Annotated in this window: 12 protein-coding genes; 11 read left to right on the top strand and 1 reads right to left on the bottom strand. The window is 48.2% G+C overall.

All coding sequences use genetic code 11. From position 1 onward, the window contains the following. Nucleotides 1-103: 103 nt before the first annotated feature. From AC07OI_RS20910 to AC07OI_RS20885, 6 genes are all read left to right on the top strand, one after another. A complete protein-coding gene (locus tag AC07OI_RS20910; protein WP_492706401.1) occupies nucleotides 104-2,755 on the top strand; it encodes a zinc-dependent metalloprotease in 2,652 nt (883 codons plus the stop codon). A 590-nt stretch (nucleotides 2,756-3,345) separates the two neighbouring features. Beyond that, nucleotides 3,346-6,096 (top strand): TonB-dependent receptor, encoded by a 2,751-nt coding sequence (locus AC07OI_RS20905; RefSeq protein ID WP_492706403.1) that lies wholly within the window; start codon nucleotides 3,346-3,348, stop codon nucleotides 6,094-6,096. Between the two features lie 125 nt (nucleotides 6,097-6,221). Further along, nucleotides 6,222-8,219, top strand: coding sequence for a S9 family peptidase (locus AC07OI_RS20900; RefSeq protein WP_495258583.1), 1,998 nt, complete (start codon nucleotides 6,222-6,224; stop codon nucleotides 8,217-8,219). A 168-nt stretch (nucleotides 8,220-8,387) separates the two neighbouring features. Beyond that, nucleotides 8,388-8,879, top strand: coding sequence for a Cys-tRNA(Pro) deacylase (gene ybaK / locus AC07OI_RS20895; RefSeq protein WP_492706407.1), 492 nt, complete (start codon nucleotides 8,388-8,390; stop codon nucleotides 8,877-8,879). A gap of 94 nt (nucleotides 8,880-8,973) precedes the next feature. Continuing rightward, entirely contained in the window at nucleotides 8,974-9,633 is a 660-nt protein-coding gene (gene plsY, locus AC07OI_RS20890) for a glycerol-3-phosphate 1-O-acyltransferase PlsY (RefSeq protein WP_492706408.1), read from the top strand. An 89-nt stretch (nucleotides 9,634-9,722) separates the two neighbouring features. Next, a complete protein-coding gene (locus tag AC07OI_RS20885) occupies nucleotides 9,723-10,184 on the top strand; it encodes a cache domain-containing protein (RefSeq protein ID WP_495258582.1) in 462 nt (153 codons plus the stop codon). 22 nt (nucleotides 10,185-10,206) lie between these two features. Here AC07OI_RS20885 and tsaD read toward each other — a convergent pair whose 3' ends face one another. Then, entirely contained in the window at nucleotides 10,207-11,235 is a 1,029-nt protein-coding gene (gene tsaD, locus AC07OI_RS20880) for a tRNA (adenosine(37)-N6)-threonylcarbamoyltransferase complex transferase subunit TsaD (RefSeq protein ID WP_495258581.1), read from the bottom strand. Nucleotides 11,236-11,524: 289 nt separating this feature from the next. Between tsaD and AC07OI_RS20875 the strand changes: the two genes are divergently transcribed. The 5 genes from AC07OI_RS20875 to AC07OI_RS20855 all read left to right on the top strand — a co-directional run bounded on the left by AC07OI_RS20875 (nucleotide 11,525) and on the right by AC07OI_RS20855 (nucleotide 18,347). Next, nucleotides 11,525-12,193 carry an ANTAR domain-containing response regulator gene (locus AC07OI_RS20875; RefSeq protein WP_492706414.1) on the top strand — a complete coding sequence of 223 codons (669 nt, stop codon included), beginning with the start codon at nucleotides 11,525-11,527 and terminating at the stop codon, nucleotides 12,191-12,193. A 406-nt stretch (nucleotides 12,194-12,599) separates the two neighbouring features. Beyond that, nucleotides 12,600-13,769 (top strand): CmpA/NrtA family ABC transporter substrate-binding protein, encoded by a 1,170-nt coding sequence (locus AC07OI_RS20870; protein WP_492706829.1) that lies wholly within the window; start codon nucleotides 12,600-12,602, stop codon nucleotides 13,767-13,769. Nucleotides 13,770-13,778: 9 nt separating this feature from the next. Next, nucleotides 13,779-14,687, top strand: a complete 909-nt coding sequence (gene ntrB / locus AC07OI_RS20865) for a nitrate ABC transporter permease (RefSeq protein ID WP_492706416.1) — start codon at nucleotides 13,779-13,781, stop codon at nucleotides 14,685-14,687. Nucleotides 14,688-14,689: 2 nt separating this feature from the next. After that, nucleotides 14,690-15,502 carry an ABC transporter ATP-binding protein gene (locus tag AC07OI_RS20860; RefSeq protein ID WP_495258580.1) on the top strand — a complete coding sequence of 271 codons (813 nt, stop codon included), beginning with the start codon at nucleotides 14,690-14,692 and terminating at the stop codon, nucleotides 15,500-15,502. Between the two features lie 544 nt (nucleotides 15,503-16,046). Beyond that, nucleotides 16,047-18,347, top strand: a complete 2,301-nt coding sequence (locus AC07OI_RS20855; protein WP_492706419.1) for a putative bifunctional diguanylate cyclase/phosphodiesterase — start codon at nucleotides 16,047-16,049, stop codon at nucleotides 18,345-18,347. The last annotated feature ends 210 nt before the right edge of the window (nucleotides 18,348-18,557 follow it).

Here is an 18,557-nt window from a genome sequence, read left to right as displayed (position 1 = left end):
CTGCGATATGTAAGAACTTGTAACCAGAAATCAGGTCTATGCACTTAGCAAATTAATGCTCGGTAAGTAGTTTGCGGCCAATTCATCTAACCAGGAAAAATATATGAACTTGTCAAAAGAAGTACATTTTAAGAAAAAGACCTTACTCCTTTTGCTTTGCGCATTGAGTGAAGTTGCTTTTGCTCAAACACCGCCTGCAACTCCGGCAGCAACGCCTGCTGCAAACGGTACTCCTGCGGCGGCTCCTGTTGCTGCACCTGCGGCAACACCTCCTGTCGGGTTGCGTCCTTTTAAAGATGTTATCAAGGACGCCAAAGAGCTCAAGGGATTTTTTAATTTGTACCAGAAAGACGACAAGGTCTGGCTGGAAATCCGCCCTGAACAATTCGATAAGCCTTTTTTGTTTACTTACAATATTCCTAACAGCATAGGTGAGCGTGGACTGTATGGTAGCCAGATGGGACGCGGTTACCAGGCGGTGTTCAGGAAGATTGGCAATCAGGTACAACTGCTGGCCAAGAATACTGAATTCTTTGCCACGCCAGGCACGCCACAGGCACACGCAGTTGCCCAGGCTTTTTCGGACAGCCTGCTGAGCAGTGCAAACGTATTGAGTACTCCACATTCAGAATCAAAGGGTATCCTGGTAGACGCCAGTGCCTTGCTGTTCAATGATATCCCGGCTTATTCGACCAGGCTGGAATATGCCTACCGCACCCTGTATGCTCTGGACAAGGCCAATACCAGTTTCGGCAAATTGAATGTGGATGAGTCGCTGGCCGGTTTTTTTGTGAATGCCCACTTTACAACACCACGTATTGCGGCTGCACCGTTGGTACCACCACCTGTTGCCATCCCGACACCACCACAAACGACGCCTGATCCACGCAGTTTCTTTGTCGGCTTTTATTTTAACTTCTCTGCATTGCCGTCAGAAGTCATGCGCCCGCGTCTGGCAGATGACAGGGTGGGGCATTTTGTCACGACCAGCTATGACTTTACCGATGACGTCAAACCCAAGACTTCACGCCATTTTGTCAATCGCTGGCGCCTGGAAAAGCAAGATCCAACGGCAGCCTTGTCAGAACCAAAACAGCCTATCGTGTATTGGCTGGACAAAAACGTGCCGGAAAAATATCGTCAATCCATTACTGAGGGTGTACTGGAATGGAATAAGGCATTTGAAAAAATAGGCTTCAAAAATGCGGTCGTCGTGAAGCAGCAAACTGAAAAAGATGCTTTTGACACCATGGATTCGCGCCACGCTTCCATACGCTGGTTTGTTGGTGCCGATGTCGGTTTCGCGATTGGCCCATCACGTGTTGATGAGCGTAGCGGCGAAATCCTGGATGCCGATATCGGTATGTCGGATGTTTTTGCCCGGGGCGCACGCCGTATGATCGGTGAAGATGCACAAACGCAGACGCAAGCACATGCACAGCATGCGCAGGGCGATTGCGATTTTGCGCATGAAGCGTCGATGGAAATGGGCTTTGCCATGGATTTGCTGGATGCTCGTGGTGAAATGGACATGGACAGTCCAAAAGCAGAGGCGCTGGCACAAGCCTATGTGAAGGACGTCATCATGCATGAAGTAGGTCACACTCTGGGCCTGCGCCATAACTTCCGCTCTTCCACTATCTATACTTTGAAGCAATTGCAGGACCCTGCATTTACCAAGGTGAATGGTCTGGCAGGCTCTGTCATGGATTATGTACCTTTCAACCTGGCAACTAAAGGTGAACCACAGGGCGAATACGTCATGTCTTCCCTTGGACCTTATGACTACTGGGCAATTGAGTATGCTTACAAACCTGTCGATGCAGATAAGGAAAAAGAAGAGCTGACCCGCATTGCCTCCCGCTCCACCGAGCCTTTGCTGGCTTTTGGTACCGATGAAGATTCCATGGGTACCCTGGTGTCCGATCCTGACGTCAATGTTTTCGACCTGGGATCTGATCCGCTGACTTATATCCAAAAACGTTTGACGATTTCGCGCGAATTGTGGGACAGACTGCAAACCCGTCAGTTGAAAGCTGGTGATAGTTATGAAACCTTGCGTCGCAGTTTTGAATATGGTTTCGGTCAATTTGCCCGTACCGTACCATTGGCGACCAAGTTTGTCGGTGGCACGACCTTCCTGCGTGATCATGCAGGCACAGGCCGCGCAACTTTCACGCCTATCGCGGCTGATCGTCAGCGCCAGGCTTTGAAGCTGGTTTCTGACAGTTTGTTTACTGCCAAGAGCTTTGTCTTCTCCCCTGAATTGCTGAGCCGTATGGGCGTAGATCATTTCCAGCGTGCCAATCGTAACGACATTTCCATCTCTGCCCGTTTGCTGGGCTTGCAAACAGCAGCGCTGGATCAGTTGATGTCGGATGTGGTGGCACAACGTATGCTCAATGCAGCAGAGAAATTGCGTGATCCCAAGAAAGTATTGTCTCTGCATGAGCTGTATGTCAGTTTGCAATCCAGTATCTGGAGTGAACTGTCCACTGGTGCTGACATCAATTCTGCACGCCGTAATCTGCAACGTGAACATTTGAAGCGTTTGTCGAACGCGCTGCTGAAGCCGGCGGCAACTACTCCAGCTGATGCCCGCAGTCTGCAAAGAGAGCAGGCAAATCAGTTATTGGTGGCAATTCGTGGTGCAGTTGGCAAGCCCATGAGCGCAGAGTCCCGCGCGCATTTGTCTGAAAGTCTGGCAACTTTGAATGAAGTACTGAAGGCTTCACTGGTGAGGGCAGGGGTGTAATCCCCGGCTCTTTTCAAGAGGCCATAAAACTGAGCGGTCCTGGCTGATCGTTCAGGTAGCGAAAAACCCCGTGCAAATGCGCGGGGTTTTTTGTTTTTAGCGCCAGCAAAAGCAAGTTTGAAGAAAAGATGAATGAATTATTTTTTTACTTACTGTTGCACTTAGTCTTGCACTTAGGCAAAAGTTCCAGCGGTGAGTCAAAAAAACAACAAGCCTAAATATATTTTAAAAATTATTTAAATATTAATTTTTAAAAACATAATTTTGGTAAACAGGAAAATTCCATAAAAAACACACTAATTAGGGATGAATCGAAAACAATATTCCCAAATACGTGAAAACATGTCTTTATAGACATGGTACTCATAATGAAAAACTAAGTAAGTCACATAATGTAACAGTCCATAATCAACATTCTTTCCAAGAGCCTTATGTTTTTGCAAGCAAATTTAATCGGTGAAGTAAGGGGACTATCACTTTCGAGAGGAGAAACTGATAGCTGTACCGAATTAAATTTGAGCAAAAATGATGCATGTCTGGTTCGGGAAAGTACGCGCTTGCACTGAAAAATTAAAATAGAAAGGTAATTCATGAAGCTGAGTCGTCTCGCATTTGCATTGTCCAGTATAGGCCTGTTCTCCATCGCCACTGGCGTATTGGCACAGGTAACTACCCCTCAAGAGGATGAAAAGAAAGCAGAAAAAATCCAGAAGGTGGAAGTGACTGGTTCAAAAATTAAACGTATCAACTACGAAACTGCGTCCCCGGTACAAGTTATTACCCGCGATGAACTGGTACGTGGTGGTGCTACTTCTTTGACTGAGGTATTAAGAACTATTTCAGCCAATACTGGCGGTATTGATGAAAACCGTACTAATGGCTTCACTGCTGGCGCATCCGGTCTGAATCTGCGCGGTATTGGTAGCCAGGCAACATTGGTACTGATCAATGGCCGCCGTCTGGCTGCCTATGCACAACCAGAATATCAAACTACTTTCGTCGATTTGAACTCTGTGCCGGTTGGTGCGGTTGAGCGTATCGAAATCTTGAAAGATGGCGCATCAGCGATCTATGGTTCTGAAGCGATGGCTGGTGTGGTCAATATCATCTTGCGTGACAGTTTTGTTGGCGCAGAAATCAGCGGTTCTATTTCGCAATCCCAAAGAAATGACGGTGAACAAGTCCGTACCAGCTTGAGCTACGGTTTTGGTAGCCTGGTAGAAGACCACTACAACGTCTATGCAACTCTGGATATCCGTCAGCGCAAGCCTATGTTCATCAGCAAGCGTGACAGCTACCTGAGCACAGAAGATCTGCGTCCTTACGGCTATAAAGATAATCGCTCACTGTACACTTTCCCAGGCAATATCTACTGGACAGACAAAGCAACTGGTAAATTCGTGTCCCAAACCCTGGACAAGAATTGCCCGGCCAATAACCTGGTACCTGCGGATACTTTCTTTGGTGCCGGTACGCTGGGCACTGCCTGCGTATTTGATGACTTGAAAGACGCATCGGTCAACTCTGGCGGCAAAACTGACCGTGTAGGTTTGACTAGCCGTGGCACATGGCAGATCAATGCAGACACGAGTGCATTTGCAGAAATCATGTACAACCAGAACAAAGCGACCGTTACTGGTTTGCCACACTGGTTTGCCGGTCAGGTTGGTCAGCCAACTGGTGCATTGCCGATCACTCACCCACAATATCCTAAAGAGTTGATTGATCCGGTAACCGGCAAGACACTGGCTGGTGGTAACGGCACAGTACGTGTTCGCGCATCCTTGAAAGACTTCCCTGGTCAAGGTCTGGAAAATACGACAGATTTCGGCCGTTATCTGGCTGGCTTGAAAGGTACTTATTCGAAGTGGGACTGGGAAACTGCGCTGATGTTCAACACCAGCAAAGTTGAATCCAAAGCCACTGCTGGTATCTTGTCCAAACCATTTATCGAAGCTTACAATAACGGTACCTTCCTGTTTGGCAGCTCTGCGCAAAATGCTGAGTTGTACAAGAAAATCGTGACTGGTTCTTCCGATAATTTCAAATCCGGCATGTATATGTGGGATGGCAAAGTATCTGGTGAATTGATGCAGTTGCCAGCTGGCCCAATGTCCATCGCTATCGGTGTTGAAGCACGTCGCGAAACGCTGGAAGTCAATCCTTCCCAATTGTCTATTGATGGCGAGTTATACCATCGTGCGCAGGCAGAACCTGGCTATAAACGTGGCCGTAACATCGCGTCTACCTATGCTGAATTGTCAGTACCTATTTTCAAGACACTGGAAGGTCAGGTCGCAGCACGTTATGACCGTTATTCCGATTATGGTAATTCAACTACACCAAAAGTCGGCTTGAAATGGAATGCTGATCCAACTTTGCTGGTACGCGGTACTTATGCAACCGGTTTCCGCGCACCGACACTGGTCGAAAACTCTTCCCAGATCTTGAAGGCTTTCTTGTCTTATCGTGATCCTGAGCGTTGCAACGACAAGTTCAAAAATGGCTGCCAATGGAGTAGTGCATATGAGAGCGGTTCCAATCCTTTCCTGAAACCTGAAACTGCAGACAGCTTTACTCTTGGCCTGGTATGGGAACCAACATCCTGGTTGAATGCCAGCCTGGATTTCTGGCAAATCAAGCGCAAGGATGAGATTTCTACATTTGACTTGACGACAGTGCTGGCAAATCCTGGCCGTTATGCAGGTAACCCTGCTGCCGTTATCACACGTGATCCTCTGAGCGCAGCAGATAAAGCCGCTGGTGCGACTGCGGGTGAAATTACCACTCTCAGATTGTTGTTGACCAATGTGGCAACAACACAAGTTCGCGGCGTCGATCTGGACATCAACACCAAGTTCAACCTGGGTGAATATGGCCGTATCACTCCAAACTTGAAAGTGACTTATAACCACTCTTACAAATCTGCTCCGTCGCCAGAAACAGAAGCAATCGAGTACGCTGGTTCCCGTAACCAGCCACGTGTCCAGGCAACTGCAGGCATAGGCTGGGAAAAAGCAGCATGGAAAGCATCACTGGATGCAGTGCATATCGGTCACATGTCTTCCAATGGTGACTTTACACAGCCATGCGTATTTGAAACTCAGGGTTATGCCAACCTGTGTAAGGATATCCCATCCTTCACAACATTCAACCTGGGTGGTAGCTACTCTGGCTTGATGAAAGACTTGAAGCTGAGCTTCGCGATCAGGAACGTATTTGACCGCATGCCTCCATTTGCGCCAAGTGCAACATCAACACAAGCCGTTGCAGCAATCACAAGCTTGCATGATGTAGTTGGTCGTTACTTCCAGCTCACAGTGGATTACAAATTCAAGTAATTCCATGAACTGATAAGTGCCGGAATCCCTGATTCCGGCACTTATTTTTTTATCTGCTCGCTTTCCATCCGATAGCGATATAAAAATAGAGTGATAAAAACAGATTCTTCTGAGGGAGATAAATCGTGAAGAAACAATTTTGTAAGACCGTTCTTGCGGGTATGTTATGTGTGGCAGGTGCGCTGAGTTTGCCTGCTTATGCAGATAAGTCCATCCCGGTTGCAGATTTCTTTAAGAAAGCACAGTTCAGTGGACGTCCAGTGTTGTCCCCTGATGGGCAAAGTATGGCTGTTCTGACGCCACGCAATGGACGTTTTGTACTGGCAATCATCCGTTTGGATTCGCGCCAGCCCAAAGTGATTGCATCAGATCCTGACTACGACATCATTGCCCCGCAATGGATCAATGACAGTCGCCTGGTATTCAGCTTGAGCCGGGGCAGCGATGTTGTCATGGAAGACAACGACGGTGGTGGTTTGTTTGCTGTCAACAGTGATGGTTCAGTCTTTCGCAAACTGGTACCAACCAGAAAAGAAGCGCAGGGCGGCAATGTTGCATATAAACCTTTCTCAGTACTGGCACGTACTTTTGATGGCAGTAACGACCTGATTGTGGTCAACAACCAGCGCGGCAGGGATGCCAAATTAGGCGCTTCTGATGTGCTGCGTCTGGATACCTTAACTGGTAAAACCAAGCTCCTGACTTTTGATAATCCGGGAAAAATAGGTGGCTGGTTGCTTGACCATAATAATGTTATCCGGGTTGGCGTATCGAATAGTGTTGATCCCGACAACAAGCGTATCAAGCAGACTGTGTATTACCGGGACGGTGAAGGCAGCGCCTGGAAAACGATACATCAGGCTTATCTGGACGAAGGCAAAGAATTGAATCCTCTGGGATTTGATTTCGATAATAAAACTTTGCTGGTAGGTGGGCGCTTCAATGGCCGTGACAAATCTGCAGTATATATCTGGGACTTTGCCAAGCAGACTGTAGGTGAAATGGTCGCCGATCACCCTGACGCAGACGTGTCAGATCTGGAACTGGATTTGCAACGCAAGAAGCTGATTGGTGTCAATGTCGAGGCAATGACACCAGAAAACATCTATTTTGACGAGGATTACGCCAAACTGGATGCCAGTTTGCGTGCAAGTTTTCCTGGACAAAAAGTGTTTTTTGAATGGAGAGGAAAAAACGTCGTTGTTGTTGTACGCGGCGATAATAATGCTGGTTCCGTCTATTTCTATGACACTGAAAAGAAGGCACTCGAACCCATCTACGTCGCAAAGCCAGAGTTTGAAGGCAAGAAATTATCTGCTCAAAAAGTCATTAACTATGCAGCCAGAGATGGTTTGAATATACCGGCTTACCTGACTTTGCCTGAAGGTACGCCTGCGAAGAATCTGCCATTGGTTGCTTTCATCCATGGCGGTCCACATGCGCGCGATAGTTTTGGTTATAACCCTATGACCCAGATGTTGGCATCGCGCGGGTATGCGGTATTTCAGCCACAGTTCCGCATGTCCACAGGCTTTGGCTGGAAGCATCATACTGCCGGCTGGAAGCAATGGGGTCTGACCATGCAGGATGATATTACGGACGGTATTGAAAACCTGGTCAAGCAAGGTATCGTAGACAAGAACCGGGTCTGCATCATCGGAGCCAGTTACGGTGGCTATGCCACCATGTATGGCCTCGTAAAAGATCCGGATCTGTATAAATGCGGTATCAACTGGGTAGGTGTAACTGACGTGAAAATGTTATTCACCGTCAACTGGTCAGATATGTCAGGTCCTTATATGGATAACCTGGGTGTAAAAATGCATGGTGATCCTAAAACTGACGATGCCTATTTCCATAAAGTGTCGGCGATAGAAAATGCCAGCAAGATCAAGGCACCTGTCCTGATGGCCTATGGCAGTGAAGACATACGCGTACCCTTGATCCATGGTGAAAAAATGCGCGACAAGCTGCAATCACAAGGCAATACCGTGGAATGGATGGTATTTACCGGTGAAGGGCATGGCTGGGCGAAGGAGAGCAACAATATCAAGTGGGGCGAAGCTGTTTTGCGCTTCATAGATAAATATATTGGTGATAATTCTCCTTCGGCCAAAAAATGATCATCGCCGATTAAAATAATTTTTAATAAATTTGAAACCGACAAGCTCGCTTGCCGGTTTTTTTTCGCTTATTGATGCACCAATTATGCAAGTTTGCAATCGACGGCTATAATTTGCAGCGTTATTAGAGCTGTATATCTTTGCAAATCCTGATTTTGAGAGTGTAATTTGGCCAAAAAAGAACATGTATCGGTAACCCAGGCAACCCAATTGCTACGCAAGCACAAGGCAGAGTTTACTGAACATCCCTATGCGTATGAGGAGCATGGTGGTACCTCTGTGTCTGCGCGCGAGTTGGGCGTGGATGAACACCACGTAGTCAAGACGCTGGTGATGCAGGACGAAGCCGCCAAGCCCATGATCGTGCTCATGCATGGCGACAAAAAAGTATCTACTAAAAATCTGGCCAGGCAAATCGGCTGCAAGTCAGTAGAGCCCTGCAAACCTGAAAATGCGCAAAAGCATTCAGGTTATCTGGTCGGCGGCACCTCCCCCTTTGGCACCAAAAAGGCCATGCCCGTATATGTAGAGCGCAGCATACTGGCGCTGTCAAAGATTTACATCAACGGTGGTCAGCGTGGCTATCTGATTGGTATTGCCCCAGGCTTGCTGGAAAGTCTGTTGCAGGCGCGTCCTGTTGATTGTGCGCTGGACGAGTAGTCCCGAAACCCCATCCCAAGAATTTTGCCTGAGTAGCCATTTCTGCTACCTGCCTGGCTTATACTTGCGAAGCATTGATGAATGAAGGAATAAGATGAATACAATTCTGGCTGCAGTCGCAGCTTATCTGATAGGTTCGCTGTCGTTTGCAGTAGTGGTCAGCAAATTATTTGGTTTGGCTGATCCGCGTACTTATGGTTCAAAAAATCCCGGAGCTACCAATGTTTTGCGTAGCGGGAACAAGGCTGCAGCGGTGCTGACCTTGTTGGGCGATGCGTTCAAAGGCTGGCTGGCAGTGTGGCTGGCGATCCGCTTCCAGGATCAGTTTGATCTCGGTGACAGTGGTGTCGCTATCGTTGCACTCGCCGTGTTTATTGGTCATTTGTGGCCGGTGTTTTTCAAGTTTGTAGGCGGCAAGGGCGTGGCCACGGCAGCCGGTGTGTTGATCGGTATAGATATCTGGCTGGGTGTGGCGACGCTGGTGAGCTGGGCGATGGTTGCGTTTGCTTTTCGCTATTCATCACTGGCAGCTCTGGTCGCGGCGATTTTTGCGCCTTTTTACTACGGCCTGCTGTTCGGCCCTGACGTCAAAATGCTGTCTATCGCCATTATGAGTGCCTTGCTGGTATATCGCCATAGCCAGAACATCGCGAACCTGATCGCTGGCAAGGAAAGCCGCCTGGGTAGCAAGAAGACGGCAGTGAAAGAAGACAAGAAAGAAGATAAGAAACAGGACAAAAAAAATAAATCTTAAATATTGCAAATACATCTAGATTATTCGCTACCCCTCATTTATGCTTAAAAAGCTCCATGCCTTTTTATTCATCAATGAGGGGTTTGCTTATGCTGACGCGATTTGTGAAATTTTGGATAGCGGGGTTTCTAGCTCTGGGCCTGTTGAGCTTTTCAGCCTTTGCGGCGGACCATGGCAGTGCCAATGAAGCCAAAGCCATGGTGCAAAAAGCCATAGATTCCATGAAAAAGCATGGCGTTGATGCGACCATCAATGAAATCAATAAGCGCGATGGCCAGTATCAGGACCGCGACTTGTACGTAGTCGTGTATGACATGAATGGCAAAAATCTCGCCCACCTGAATCCCAAGATGGTCGGCAAAGAGATGATGGACCTGACCGACGTGGATGGTAAATTCTTTATACGCGAGCGTATAGAGTTAGTAAAAGCCAAGGGTAAGGCCTGGCAGGATTATAAATTTGTTAATCCTACCAGCAAGCAGATCGAGCCTAAATCCATGTATGTGGAGAAATTCGAGAACGTTATCGTTGGCTGTGGCATCTATAAATAGCTGTGCCCTGCATTAGATAAAATCAGGCAGCAAGCAATTCCTGCAAGGGCCAACGCGGCCTGACATTAAAACCATAATCCCGCGTCGCCAGTCCGGGATTGTTTTTCAGGCGCATGGCGCCGGCAAAGGCGATCATCGCGCCATTGTCGGTACAGAACTCCAGCTCAGGGTAATACACCTGGAAGCGTTTCTTTGCAGCCGCTGCATTCAATGATGCGCGCAACTGCAGGTTGGCACCGACACCGCCAGCGATGACCAGACGCTTCAAACCACTTTCCTTCATCGCAGTCGTGCATTTGGCCGTCAGAACGGCAACGATGGCATCAACAAAGCCGCGTGCAATATTGGCTTTATCCTGTTCACAGATATTTGCAGGGTGATTTTTGACGACCGTCAGTACTGCTGTCTTCAAACCAGAGAAACTGAAGTTCAAGTCTTTTGAATGCAGCATGGGGCGCGGGAATTGATAAGCCGCAGGGTCACCAAATTCTGCCATGCGCGAAATCGCCGGGCCACCAGGGTAAGACAGTCCCAGCAATTTGGCTGACTTGTCAAAAGCTTCACCGGCTGCATCGTCCAGGGTTTCCCCCAACAGCTGATAACGGCCCACGCCATCAACACGCATCAACTGCGTATGTCCGCCAGATACCAGCAGGGCAATGAAAGGGAACTCAGGCGGTTGGCTGGCCAATAAGGGGGAAAGCAGATGGCCTTCCAGATGATGGACGCCCAGCACAGGCTTATCCAGCGCCATACCCAGGCCGCAGGCAACCGAAGCGCCGACCAGCAGGGCGCCGGCCAGGCCTGGTCCCTGGGTGTAAGCGATGGCATCTATGGCTTGTTTGTCTACATCTGACTTATTCAGCACCTCGGTCAGCAAGGGTAGGGCACGACGTATGTGATCGCGTGAAGCCAGTTCCGGCACGACGCCACCATATTCCTGATGCATGGCGATTTGCGAATGCAGTGCATGGGCAAGCAGGCCACGCTCTGTGTCATACAGGGCAAGGCCGGTTTCGTCACAGGAGGATTCAACGCCGAGAACTATCATGTCTGTTTCTAAATAAGGGAAATACGAGCCAATTACATATGCATGGCAAGAAGGCAAGCTATTGGCATGCTTTCATGCCAGATCAGGGATTGGTGCGATTCTTGCTAAGAACCTGTTTACGATCTGTAGCGAGCGTGCGTCAGCGGGGAGAAGAGCAGCACAAAAAGCGGAATGTACTCTAGTACATGAGCATTTTGAGCAGCACATGAGCCCCGATCACGCTCGCGCAGTAAGATCGTAAGCAGGTTCTAAGATTTTTATACGTAATTATATCTGGCATGGGCCATCAATGCGCGGCAAAGCAAATACTGACGAAGCGATAACACCGGCATCACCCAGTCTGCGGATCGTGGTGGTGAATACGGTTATCCAGCGCGAAGACGAGTTGCAAGAGCATGCTCAGGCGCAACTGGCGCGTTCACGCGCCTTGCGCATAGGCTTGCTGCAAGCGGGTTATAACATCATCGCCGTTATTCCTGGCGATATTTATATGAGTGAACGCATCGCCCAGTTGCAGCCCGATATGATCATCATTGACGCCGAATCTGATTCACGCGATGTGCTTGAACACATGGTCATGCTGACCCGCGATGCACCACGTCCCATCGTCTTGTTCACTGAAGATGGCAATCAGTCGAATATGGCTGCAGCAATGGAAGCCGGTGTTTCTGCTTATGTCGTTGCTGGTTTGCAGTCCGAGCGCATCAAGCCTGTGCTTGATGTTGCGATGGCACGCTTCAATGCAGATCAAAAACTGCGCAGTGAATTATCTGATACCAAAGCCAAGTTGCATGAGCGCAAAACCATAGAGCGGGCCAAGGGTTTGTTGATGGAACGTCATCATCTGTCGGAAAACGAGGCTTATCAAAAAATGCGCAAGCAAGCAATGGAAAAAAACCTCAAGCTGGTTGATCTGGCGCAGCGCATGCTGGATGTAGCTGATTTACTTGGGGGGTAAGTCCAGATTTGTGCGTGAAAATGGTGCGTTGCGTCATTTAGGTGCGAATCAGATGTGGATTTTTAAGGGAGTTTTGTTTCACAGGGCTGGTCTGAGGATATAAGTCCTTGTGTTTGAGCTGGCACGGCAATTGCTGTATCAAAAGAAAGTGCCAAAGCTGGTACTTAAGAAAACAAGTGAGCTTGACTAACGGCGGTCACCTCACAAGACAAAGGTGTCTTTCCATACGGTTTATCCGTAATGGGACGACACCTTTTTTCATTATAGAAATTACTTTAGCTGGAGTGCAGACATGTCGAATCAGGAAACTTCTATCAACCTCATCAAGACGCAGGAAGAAAATGAACCGAATTTCAAACGTCGCAGTTTCTTGCAAACTGCTGCACTGGCAAGTGGGGCAGGTATCATGGGCTTGAGTACAGGCGGAGTATGGGCTGCAGGATCAGACAAACCGGAAAAAGAAGAAGTGCATATCGGCTTTATCCCTCTCACCGATTGTGCTTCGGTGGTGATGGCGTCGGTGCTGGGTTTTGACAAAAAATATGGTATCAAAATCATCCCGACCAAAGAATCTTCGTGGGCCAGTGTGCGTGACAAACTGGTCAATGGTGAACTGGATGCTGCTCACGTACTGTATGGCCTGATCTATGGCGTGCAACTGGGTGTAGGCGGCAATAAAAAAGATATGGCCGTGTTGATGACGCTGAATAATAACGGTCAGGCAATTACGCTCTCAAAAAAACTGGCAGAGAAGGGTGCAGTAGATGGTGCCGGTTTGGCCAAGCTGATGCAAAGCGACAAGCGTGAATATACTTTCGCCCAGACATTCCCTACAGGCACCCACGCCATGTGGCTTTACTATTGGCTGGCTGCGCATGGCATTAATCCAATGAAAGACGCCAAGGTCATTACCGTACCGCCGCCACAAATGGTGGCGAACATGCGGGTCGGTAATATGGATGGTTATTGCGTAGGCGAACCCTGGAACCACCGTGCAATTGCTGATGGCATAGGCATCACGGCAGCGACTACACAAGACATCTGGAAAGATCATCCGGAAAAAGTATTGGGTACCACTTCTGAATTCGTACAGAAATATCCCAACACTGCGCGTGCCGTTGTCGCCGCGATCCTCGATGCCAGCCGCTGGATAGATGCATCCTTGTCCAACAAGACCAAGATGGCAGAAACCATCGCCGACAAGTCCTATGTCAATACCTCGGTCGATGTCATCAATCAGCGCATTCTGGGGCGCTATCAAAATGGACTGGGCAAGACCTGGGACGATCCTAACTACATGAAATTTTTTAACGACGGTGCGGTGAATTTTCCCTATTTGTCAGATGGCATGTGGTTCCTGACCCAGCATAAACGCTGGGGTTTGCTCAAGGCTGATCCTGATTATCTGGCAGTGGCGAAAGCTGTCAACCGTATCGATGTGTATAAGGATGCAGCGACCATGGCCAAGGTATCCGTTCCCAAGGATGTCATGCGCAGCAGCAAGCTCATGGACGGTACCGTCTGGGATGGCAAGAACCCGGCTGCCTATGCAGCTTCTTTCAAAATCAAGGCTTGAGGAGTCGCTATGAATACCTTGGTACATGGTGCAATGCCTGCAGCAGACGCGGAAGACACTGCAGCCAGCGCAGCAACAACAGTGACGGAAGTTAACGTGGCTAAGAAAATAAAACCCAGAGCAGAAAAAAAGCCACGCTCGTTCCGGCCCTTTTTTTTGAGTGTGTTGCCGCCTTTATTTGGCATAGGCATGCTGATACTGATTTGGGAAATCATCGCTGTGAGGAACACGACTTTCCCTTCACCATGGGTGACTTTGCAGGAAGCCATCAAGGTATTCTCTGACCCCTTTTACCAAAAGGGACCAAACGACCAGGGCATAGGCTGGAATATTTATGCTTCGCTGAAACGCGTGGCGGTCGGCTTTGGCCTGGCCGCAGCCGTGGGCATACCGCTGGGGTTTCTGATAGGCCGTTTCAAGTTTTTATCCGGCATGTTCAATCCCATCATCAGTCTCTTGAAACCAGTCTCACCGCTGGCCTGGCTGCCCATAGGTTTGCTGGTGTTCAAGTCGGCTCATCCGGCGGCAATCTGGTCTATCTTTATCTGTTCGATCTGGCCCATGATCATCAATACCGCGATCGGTGTGCAGCGTGTGCCGCAAGATTATATGAATGTCGCACGTGTGCTTAATTTATCCGAATGGAAAATCATTACGCGCATCTTATTACCCTCAGTGCTGCCATACATGTTGACCGGTGTCAGACTGGCGATAGGTACGGCATGGCTGGTGATTGTCGCTGCAGAAATGCTGACGGGGGGCGTAGGTATCGGTTTCTGGGTATGGGATGAATGGAATAATCTGAACGTGCCGCATATCATCATTGCCATCGTCGTCATAGGTATGGTGGGGCTGATACTTGAACAAATCCTGGTGGCAATAGCACGCGCCTTTACTTATGAAGATGTGGGGACATGATCATGAATGAAATCGATAACAAGTACATACAGATCAATCAGGTTGAAATGGTCTTCAATACCAGGAAGGGTAGTTTCCATGCACTGCGCGATATCAATCTGAATGTCAAAAAAGGCGAATTCATTACGTTGATCGGTCATTCCGGTTGTGGCAAATCGACGCTGCTGAATTTGCTTGCTGGTTTGACCAATGCCAGTTCCGGTACTCTGCTATGTGCCAACCGAGAAATTTCTGGCCCCTCACCAGAACGCGGCGTAGTGTTCCAGAATCATTCTTTATTGCCCTGGCTGACCTGCTATGAAAATGTCTTCCTGGCGGTAGAAAGAGTGTTTGGCGCGACCGAGAATGGTACGAAATTGCAAAAACGTACCATGCAAGCCTTGTCACTGGTGGGTTTGACGCATGCAGAGAAAAAACGTCCAAATGAAATTTCCGGTGGCATGAAGCAGCGTGTGGGCATCGCCCGCGCACTGGCAATAGAACCAAAAGTCTTGCTCATGGATGAGCCCTTCGGTGCCCTTGACGCCCTGACGCGCGCGCATCTGCAAGATGAATTGCTGAAGATCGTCGCCAAGACCCAATCAACTGTGGTCATGGTGACCCATGATGTGGATGAGGCAGTCTTGCTGTCAGACCGTATCGTCATGCTGACCAATGGCCCGGCTGCAACCATAGGTGAAATTTTGCAGGTGGATCTGGAAAGACCGCGTGACCGTGTGGCACTGGCGCAAAATCCGCAATATGCAGCCTACCGTACAGAAGTGCTGGAATTTTTATATCACCGCCAGTCACATCCTGTGCATGATGCGGCTTGATTTTGCTGAACAATGTTACTGCCCCGCAATCCAAAAGTGGGGTGGTAATTCGGTAAAGAATCTGCAAAGAATCCATAAAGAAAATTGAGCACAATTATTCAAGCTCATTTCATCAACCCGATGTAAGTTCCAGTCCCGGTCATTACTCACCAATACAGCGGTTTATATTTCATTTTCGACATATAACCAACTGCCCTGTATTTCATTACCGATAGGATAAAAATTATTAAAAAATTACTGGTGAAATGCCTGGTATTTAAGCAGGCATACAATATGAAATATAAATATCTGCCCAATTTACCAAATGAAAAATAGTTTTCATTTTTAATGCCGCTAATTGTGACAATATGTGCTGAAATAAACTGAATCTATGAGAGAATGCCTAATCCTTTTGGAAACATTTTTTTACAGATTCATAGGGGCTTGTTGATATAAATGCGGGCAATAAATGCTTGATGGTAATTAATTGGTTTGCCGCAAGAATTTAGATATTCCTCATCTTTTTCTGATAACAGGCTCTGGCTTCTTATATTGATTGCATGACATGTTTCGCTGGCTTTTTCTTAATGAAAGTGCATTAACGCCTGCTGAGCACGCTGCATGGAAATTAAGTGCACTACGTATCATTTTGATGTCTGGCTTTGTGCTGGAGGCGGCAGTAGCGATTCACAGTTCTCTGGACGCAATCGCAGTTGGTGCTTATCAGGTGTTGTGGGTGGTAGGCTTTTTCTATGCTGTGCTGGCATTGGGGTTGTACTATTCATCCCGACATCTGCGCGCCGGTGCCGCTATACTCATAGGCACGGTCTATGCGTCTGCATTTGCCATCGTTTGTCTCATCAATCAATTCGAGATAGCCAAGTTTGGCTATATCTTCATTTATACCACGCCGATTATCGCCAGATTGTTCTTTGGCACCCGCCTGGCCATAGGACTGATGGCTTTCAATGTCTTGCCTTTCCTTTTGCTGCTATTGAACCGGCCCTTGTTTAATGTGCCTGGTTTTGACGTCACACTGCCTTCAAGTAATACTTACATCCAGTCGCTGTTATTCCTGTTTTTTAATACCTGTGTGCCATTGGCCGTGTTCAGGGTCTTGCATGAGCTGGATGTATCTGCATTGCGTTACCGCCAGGCCAGCGCCGCCCTGGAAGTCAGCCACGCGCAATATGAGGAAGTGTTCCAGAATGCAGGAACAGCCCTGCTGTTGACCGACGCCAGCGGACAAATTTTGCAGGCTAACCAGCTTGCCAATAGTTTGCTCGGCCGTGAGGCTGATGATGATGGCGACCGTGCCTTGTTTGGCTGGTTATCGCTGGATAATAGTGTACGGTTGAAGAGTCCGAATGCCGAGGAATCAGAAAACATGCGCATGTCGGCTTATCGAACGCGTGACGGTAAACTGGTTGCACTGGAAAATATTTCACAGACCTCTACCGATCACTACATTGTCGCCTTGCGTGATGTCTCCGGTCTGCATTCCATGCATCATGCGCTGCAACTCAGCCTGCAACGCGAAGATTATCTGAGCCGTCATGATGCATTGACCAACTTACCAAACCGAGATATGTTGCGCAGTCACTTGCAAGGCGTCCTTGCCAGCATTGACGAGAGCAAGGTTACCGCCCTGGTGTCTTTCCGCCTCAATAGCATACGTCATGCAAATCAACAATTTGGCGCACATACCGGCGATATTCTGTTGCGCCGATTTGCAGAAGAATTGTCGCGTGCCTTGCCCAAGAATTGCTTCTGTGCCCGCTTGCGCAGCATCGTGTTTTCATTTGTGGTGGAGAATTCGCGCACACCTGGTGAAATTATCAAACTGGTAGAAAAAGTCAGAAATAATTTGCCTAAAGAATTGGAAGTCAATGGCGAGAATTTGCTGATACAGTTTTCTGCTGGTATTGCGCTGGTCAGGCCAGAAGATCAGGAGCCTGATGATTTGATACGCCGCAGCGAAGTGGCGCTTGATACTGCGCGCCGTTCCAGTGATCAGAGTGTGACCTTGTTCGATGAAGAAGACGCCCTGCAAATACGCCGCAGTGTTGAAATTGAAGTCGGTATCGTCAACGGTCTCAAGCAAAATGAATTCCGCCTGGTGTATCAACCCAAGGTGGACAGGGACGGCAAGATTGCTGGCCTGGAAGCCTTGCTGCGCTGGGAATCACCCAGCCTTGGTAATGTCGCACCCGCAGAATTTATCCCGATTGCTGAACGCGCTGGTTTGATAAGACTGATCAGCAACTATGTCATGAACCAGGTATGCTGCCAGGTCAGGGACTGGCTGAACCGCTTTGCTGATTGTCCGGTGATTGCCCTGAACTTGTCGGCTACCGATATCGCCCGCAATGACCTGTTGCAACTGATAGACGGTTGCTGCAATCGCTATGATATCGCCCCTTCATACATCGAGTTTGAGATCACAGAGACCGGTCTGATTGCGAATGAAGCGCTGACCATACATCATCTTGATGAACTCAAGGCACGCGGTTTTAATATTGCAATTGATGACTTCGGTACAGGTTATTCATCGTTGTCCAAGCTCAGCCATTTCCCTGCACAGAGTGTCAAGATTGACCGTTCCTTTGTTGCCCAGATAGGTAATAACAAGAAGAGCGAAATGATCATCAAGGCGATTATCTCGCTGGCCAATATCCTGTCTTGTCACACGGTTGCTGAGGGTGTGGAAAACGAAGAGCAGGAGCGATTCCTGAAAGAGATAGGCTGTGACTATTTCCAGGGATATTATTATTACAGGCCACTGGAAGTCTCTGCACTGGAATTACTGCTGACTGAAATGCCAGCCAAAGAAGCTGCGCCATCTTATAAATTCAAGCTTGCCTGACATTCGTTATGTCATATTTCCCGCATATGCATAAATGAATTGCGATGAAATTCGCAGAACAATTTGTGCATCTGCGGAATTACTCATCACATAAATTAACATTCGCTGTCAACGTCATCCACGGGATTGCGTTGGATAGTGTAGATTGGTGCTTTGTGCATGATCAGGTTTGACTTCATTCGTTTAGCTGCATTCGTTTAATAAATTTAA

The organism is Undibacterium sp. GW821-FHT07F11 (assembly GCF_059418665.1).
Note: the sequence above shows the minus strand (reverse complement) of the source record. Positions and strands in the feature narration are given on the sequence as shown.